The following is a 6163-nucleotide window of genomic DNA, read 5'->3' on the forward strand; positions in this document are numbered from 1 at the left end:
GGAATCTCCGCTCCTTCTTTTCACCTTATATTACCGCTCTTCTTGCCGGTACCGATATAGCTCTGACATTACCATCGATAATCTCCAACGCATTTAACTGCAAGCCGCTAGCGCATCCACCATCGATGCCAATCTTGCCTTTGCCATACCAGACATCTGCTCGTCCATGCAAATCAACCGTCTTCGTATGGCCGAATACAACTACTTTATCAACCATCGTATCTTCCTTGTGAAAGGAATCCTTGATATATAGAAAATCCCTCTTCGGCTGGTCCTTCCAATTCGGATATTTCGGATTAAGACCCGCATGTACATAAATAAATTGTTCATCTTCGAAGAAATAAGGTAGCTCCTCCAGAAAATCCGCATGATGCGGGTAAAGCTCCAAAACCGTCTCTCTAAGCCTGGCCAGCAGATCCTCTTCGCTGCCTGTCATATCGAGTCCTCTCAAATAGCTGTATACGGTTTGGCGACCGCCATGACGAAAGAACTTGTCCCTCGCATCTTTGGTTTTATTACGGACAATGTCTACGAAACGTTCATCATGATTGCCCTGGATTGCGATAGCCCCGTCATCGCTTACCATATGGAATGCCTGCTCCACCACCTGCTTACTATCCGGCCCTTTGCTAACGAAATCTCCTAGCAAAATCAGCTGATCACTTACAGGTTCGTAATTTACCCGTTCCAACAGCCTGTTAAAAGCATCATAACAGCCATGAATATCACTTATAACAAGCGTTCTTTCCTTCCCCATGACATCCCATCCTTCCCCTATACGTATTTGAATTCTACAGCTATAGGGAAAAACCTTCCTCTCGAAAAAAACCGCAGGTCTATTGGCCTGCGGCTCTCCTACTATCAACTTGTCCGGTGCTTCAACAGGCTGCGCCTTACCTTGTAATTGAGCAAAATATGCTCCTTTATACGAGTTCTTGTCTTTTTTTGAAATGGACCGGTTTTTTTGTATGACGATTGGCATAAGCCGACGCAGCATAAGAATCCGGCTTCACTCTGGCCGCATACGTGCCCATCCCTTTTACCCGATCAATCATCTCATCTACATAGAGGTATGTCTTATTAATTGTAGGCTCTGTACCTGCGTCGATATCGATAAACAGATCAAGCGATGCCCCTTGGTATACAAAAGGCAGCAGCAGCTCCTCCATCTGCTGAATAGCTCCTTCCACGAAGTAGTAGGCTACTTCCTGGGATAACGCCGTTTCCATCGTCAGCTTCTCCTTCAGCGAGGTCAGCTCACGCTGCACCACTACCTGTCGATAGCAGGCCCATGCACCTTTTCCCATACGCCGAATAATAATGCCTGTTACGAACTTCGTATATCCGTTAAACCCTTGGCTGTCTGTTCCAATTACAAAATGATATGCCGCCCGTGGATCACTCGCCATAAAATTCAAAATGCGATCATATACCTCTTGAATGGTCAGCCTGCTCTCCGTCACGTTCTGGAACCTCAGCTCTTCCGGTAGAAGGAGCCGTTTATTCGATTGATTTTTTCTCATCATCGTCACCTGTACAATGTACATTTCAGCCCTTTCTTATCAGCAATCGCCTAAATTCCATCTCTCTATACCCATGAGTATGCAGAAGGAGTTGTATTTTATTATTAATGTTATATGTGAACAAGCACGAATGTGGCACGGTCAAGACACAAGAAAAATAGCCCCTTCACCGCAATGTATGCAGCTCAGGGGCTATTTCCTATTGATTCTTATTTAAATTTTCGCCAATCCTGCTTGCTGTTCTCCAGCAAGTAACCCATATCACTCTCAAGCCGCTTCTGTTCCTTTTTACGGGCTTCCTCGGCCTGCGCTCTAACCTCTTGCTTACGCTGCTCCTCAGCCGCCTTCATCTCGTCAGATTGCTGGTTCAGCTTCTGCAACACATCTGCGCCAAGTAAATCCTTCAGCGTAGTTCCTTGCTCCTGCTGTGGGCTGGAACTAGCTCGATGATTTTGAGTGATATTTTTCTTTTTCGGCATTGCTGTCATCTCCTTGAAATCCATTCATTGCCGAACATTATAGCATGCTCAGCTTAGAATGCCCAGTTGCCTTTGCGGAAGATTGGGACAACCGTGCCATCTGCCTTAATACCGTCGATATCCATTACAGCCGAACCGATCATAAAATCAACATGTGTGATGCTGGCATTAACGCCATTCTCAGCAAGCTCCTCCGGGGACATCTTTTTACCGCCTTCAATATTAAAAGCATAACCACTGCCAATCGCCAGATGGTTTGATGCATTCTCATCAAACAAGGTTTGGTAGAACAAAATATTCGATTGCGAGATCGGGGATTCATGAGGTACAAGAGCCACCTCACCTAGGTAATGTGAGCCTTCGTCTGTATCAACCAGCTTCTGAAGTATCTCCTGCCCTTGCTCCGCCTCAACCTTAACGATACGCCCTGCTTCGAATGTAATCTTAAAGTTGTCGATAATATTACCGCCATAGCTAAGTGGCTTCGTGCTGGATACATGACCGTTTACGCCGGTCTTCAGAGGCACTGTGAATACTTCCTCAGTCGGCATGTTCGCCATAAAGGAGATTTGGTTCTGGTTCTCACTGCCTGCTGCCACCCAAATATGTTTGTCTGCAAGCTCGATCGTAAGATCGGTGCCAGGAGCCGTGTAATGCAGCTTTTTAAAATGATTCCCATTTAATGCTTCCGCTTTAGAATGAAGCGTTGCGTTATGCTCCTCCCACGCTTTTACAGGGTCTGCTGCAAGCAGACGAACCGCTTTAAAGATTGCTTCCCATAACAACTTGACTGACTCTTCTTCCGTAGCATTCGGGAACACTTTACCTGCCCATGCCTTACTAGCCGCAGCTACTACTGTCCAGCTTACTTTATCTGATTGAACAGCACTGCGGAACTGCTGTAGCCCTTGGCCTGAAGCCTTCTGGAAGTTGGCAATCCGCTGCGAATCAATTCCACTCAGCAGATCAGGGTTCGAAGAGACAATGGAGATAAATACTGCGTTACGCTCTACAAAAGAATTTCGCTTCGCTGTTTCCCATTCCGGATAACGCGTGAACACATCGTCTGCTGCTTTCTCATATTTCAGCCGGGACAATCTGTCATCCGTCCAATCAACATGTACATTGCTTGCTCCAGCCAAATAGGCCTGCTCGGCAACGAGTCGAACGAGAGCAGCCTGTTCAACAGCTCCTGTGATAAATACCTCTTGATCCTGCTGTACATTAACGCCTACTCTTACAATCAGTTCAGCGTACTTAGTTAGATTGCTTTCGAATGCTTCATTAGTCATGTCTCATTCCACACCTTTCTGGATATGTATAATCTTATTGTTTGCTTACGGCCCCAGGCCTATGAATAATGGAACTTTACTGGGGGCAGGAATGGAAAATGTAGGTTTTTCGTTTTTCCATCCCTCTTTTTATGTTATTATAGGAATGTACTCTTGCATAAAAGATTTTCGCATGAAGGAGCTATTATGTCTAAACTAGGTAGAAATGATCAATGTCATTGCGGCAGCGGCTTGAAATATAAAAAATGCTGCATGTCCAAGGACGAACAATCGGCTAGAACAAGTAAAGCCTCCAATGCTATTCGTCATTTTACAGAAGCTGAGCTGGTGCATTTGGTTGACCACGAATCCACGTGGGCTAATCCACAATACGCAGAACTGGCACATGAAGTTATTGCTTCCATGAAACAGGATTACAAGCCTAACCATATCGCGATGGCCGTTATGATCTGGCATGATTTCACGAATATGACGAAACCAACGTATCGTAAATCAGGCGCATTTTGTGCCGCGTTGGAATATATGGTCTGTGAGGTTACCGAATCCGGCAAATCTAAGAACGAGCTTGCCGACAAATACGAAGTATCTGCTTCAACCATCACGAAGCGTTACCAAGAGCTTTCTGCATTCCTTATGCAGCAGTTGGAACAAAACAACGAGCAAGTCGCGGAGCAAGTGGCGCAATAATGGGACAGGCTGTTCTGGAGATTACTCCGGAACAGCCTGTTTTTTATCCACTTATTTCTGATCAGCCGGGAAAACAAGTCCGATTTGTCTACGGGCTTCGTCCATAATCTCCATAACAATAAGCGAGTTTGCAAAAGAGTTAATTGGCGATTCAAGCTCACCACGTTCAATCAGCTCAGCAAACGATTGAATTTCATAGACCATCGAATTGCTCACCTGATCTCTGCTAACATTCTCTTCTTCACGACCATCGCGATATTGAATAAGAACGCTCGAAGGCTGGCTGATTCTCTCGATAATCATATTTCCTTCTTCCCCTTGGATTTCTGTCGGCATATTCGAGTTCGAAATCTTCGAATGGAGCAGCACTGCTTCCATATCCCCATAATTCAAGATCAGGCTGCCCTTACCGTCAACACCTGACTCCAGCATAACCGCGCTTGCTTTAACACTATCCGGCTTGCCAAACAATACTACCAGTGGATAAATGCAATATGTTCCAATGTCCATCAGTGAGCCATTCGAAAGCTCTGGCAGGAATGCATTTAATACTTCTCCAGCTTTATATTTATCATAACGTGACGAATACTGACAGAAAGATGCGAAGAATGTACGTACCTTCCCAATCTTATGCAGATTCTCACGTACCGCGTCAAAATTAGGAACAAGTGTCGACTTCATCGCTTCCATAAGCAGCACGTTATTCGCTTTCGCTGCTTCGATCATGGCTTGTACTTCTGCAGCATTCGAAGCAATTGGCTTCTCACATAGTGCATGCTTGCCATGGTTCATGAACGTAATCGCATGCTGCGCATGTAACGAGTTAGGACTAGCTATGTAAATCGCATCGATTAAATCACTTTGCGCCATCGCTTCCAGATCAGTAAAGGTGTGTGGAATGTCCTGAGCAGCTGCATATTCCTTAACTCGTTCCTCCGAACGAGAATATAATGCCGCTACCTTAACCATATCGACCTGACGAGCAGCATCCATAAAAGTTTCCGTGATAAAGTTTGAGCCAATAATACCAATACGCAGCATTATGGTTTCACCTCTTCTTTCGTTAATAAAATTCCATTTTGCCAATAAACTAAAAAAAAGCCTGCCAAACGTATCAAGTACGTCTGCTGACTTCTAATGAATTGAAATGGTCGGGATGACACGATTTGAACATGCGACCCCCTGGTCCCAAACCAGGTGCTCTACCAAGCTGAGCTACATCCCGTTATTCAATTAAGAAAAAATGGCGCGGCCTAAGAGATTCGAACTCCTGGCCTTTTGATTCGTAGTCAAACGCTCTATCCAGCTGAGCTAAGGCCGCAAAAAAATATGGAGCGGAAGACGGGAATCGAACCCGCGACCCTCGCCTTGGCAAGGCGATGCTCTACCGCTGAGCCACTTCCGCATATGGTGCGGTCGAGAGGACTCGAACCTCCACGGCTGTTACACCACTAGAACCTGAATCTAGCGCGTCTGCCAATTCCGCCACGACCGCATGCATATTAAAATTGTAAAAATGGTGCCGGCGATAGGAGTCGAACCCACGACCTACTGATTACAAGTCAGTTGCTCTACCAACTGAGCTACACCGGCATAATATTTGGTAAAAATGGCGGAGCTGACGGGATTCGAACCCGCGGTCTCCTGCGTGACAGGCAGGCATGTTAGGCCTCTACACCACAGCTCCATGCTGTTTTCGAAACTTGTTCGAAGAAATTGGTTGCGAAGACAGGATTTGAACCTGTGACCTTCGGGTTATGAGCCCGACGAGCTACCGGACTGCTCCACCTCGCGGCATTCTAAATCTTCTATGGTGGAGGCTGAGGGGATCGAACCCCCGACCCTCTGCTTGTAAGGCAGATGCTCTCCCAGCTGAGCTAAGCCTCCATATAAGTGGAAATTGGTGACCCGTAGGGGATTCGAACCCCTGTTACCTCCGTGAAAGGGAGGTGTCTTAACCCCTTGACCAACGGGCCTAGCTATCAAGATTTGAGCCTTGAAAACTGGATGCGAAAGTGAATCTTCCTTAAGTCTTTTAGGATAAGCCCTCGACCGATTAGTATTCGTCAGCTCCACACATTGCTGTGCTTCCACCCCGAACCTATCAACCTCGTCGTCTTCAAGGGGTCTTACTAATTGGGAAATCTCATCTTGAGGGGGGCTTCACGCTTAGATGCTTTCA

The 6163-nt window shown here is 46.1% G+C and carries 6 protein-coding genes, 9 tRNA genes and 1 rRNA gene; 1 reads left to right on the plus strand and 15 read right to left on the minus strand.

Translation table 11 applies throughout. The features are described from left to right. Positions 1–25: 25 nt before the first annotated feature. The 4 genes from AB4Y93_RS25770 to AB4Y93_RS25785 all read right to left on the minus strand — a co-directional run bounded on the left by AB4Y93_RS25770 (position 26) and on the right by AB4Y93_RS25785 (position 3294). Positions 26–757: a metallophosphoesterase gene (locus AB4Y93_RS25770; RefSeq protein WP_441896306.1), complete on the minus strand. Its 732-nt coding sequence runs from the start codon at positions 755–757 to the stop codon at positions 26–28. 166 nt (positions 758–923) lie between these two features. Next, a complete protein-coding gene (locus AB4Y93_RS25775) occupies positions 924–1547 on the minus strand; it encodes a ribonuclease H-like YkuK family protein (protein ID WP_441896308.1) in 624 nt (207 codons plus the stop codon). Positions 1548–1732: 185 nt separating this feature from the next. Then, complete coding sequence (locus AB4Y93_RS25780) at positions 1733–2002, minus strand: DUF3886 domain-containing protein (RefSeq protein WP_441896310.1); 270 nt, start codon at positions 2000–2002, stop codon at positions 1733–1735. A 53-nt stretch (positions 2003–2055) separates the two neighbouring features. Then, entirely contained in the window at positions 2056–3294 is a 1239-nt protein-coding gene (locus AB4Y93_RS25785; RefSeq protein WP_441896311.1) for an aminopeptidase, read from the minus strand. Between the two features lie 186 nt (positions 3295–3480). On the opposite strand from AB4Y93_RS25785, the gene AB4Y93_RS25790 reads away from it, so the two are divergent. Beyond that, positions 3481–3981 carry a YecA family protein gene (locus AB4Y93_RS25790; RefSeq protein WP_441896313.1) on the plus strand — a complete coding sequence of 167 codons (501 nt, stop codon included), beginning with the start codon at positions 3481–3483 and terminating at the stop codon, positions 3979–3981. A 51-nt stretch (positions 3982–4032) separates the two neighbouring features. Here AB4Y93_RS25790 and AB4Y93_RS25795 read toward each other — a convergent pair whose 3' ends face one another. The 11 genes from AB4Y93_RS25795 to AB4Y93_RS25845 form a co-directional block, all read right to left on the minus strand. Continuing rightward, positions 4033–5022, minus strand: a complete 990-nt coding sequence (locus AB4Y93_RS25795; protein ID WP_441896314.1) for a Gfo/Idh/MocA family protein — start codon at positions 5020–5022, stop codon at positions 4033–4035. Positions 5023–5129: 107 nt separating this feature from the next. Continuing rightward, positions 5130–5206: transfer RNA gene (locus AB4Y93_RS25800), tRNA-Pro, on the minus strand. Positions 5207–5225: 19 nt separating this feature from the next. Beyond that, positions 5226–5302: transfer RNA gene (locus AB4Y93_RS25805), tRNA-Arg, on the minus strand. Between the two features lie 9 nt (positions 5303–5311). Continuing rightward, a tRNA-Gly gene (locus tag AB4Y93_RS25810) sits at positions 5312–5386 on the minus strand. A gap of 3 nt (positions 5387–5389) precedes the next feature. Further along, positions 5390–5476 (minus strand) — tRNA-Leu (locus AB4Y93_RS25815). Between the two features lie 22 nt (positions 5477–5498). Next, positions 5499–5574, minus strand: a tRNA-Thr gene (locus tag AB4Y93_RS25820). Positions 5575–5591: 17 nt separating this feature from the next. After that, a tRNA-Asp gene (locus tag AB4Y93_RS25825) sits at positions 5592–5668 on the minus strand. Positions 5669–5698: 30 nt separating this feature from the next. Next, positions 5699–5775 (minus strand) — tRNA-Met (locus tag AB4Y93_RS25830). Between the two features lie 17 nt (positions 5776–5792). Continuing rightward, positions 5793–5868 (minus strand) — tRNA-Val (locus AB4Y93_RS25835). A 14-nt stretch (positions 5869–5882) separates the two neighbouring features. Then, positions 5883–5957 (minus strand) — tRNA-Glu (locus AB4Y93_RS25840). Between the two features lie 60 nt (positions 5958–6017). Continuing rightward, positions 6018–6163, minus strand: a 23S ribosomal RNA gene (locus AB4Y93_RS25845); the annotation flags it as partial.

Origin of the sequence: Paenibacillus sp. YAF4_2 (assembly GCF_052113225.1) — a bacterium.
Lineage (GTDB): Bacteria > Bacillota > Bacilli > Paenibacillales > Paenibacillaceae > Pristimantibacillus.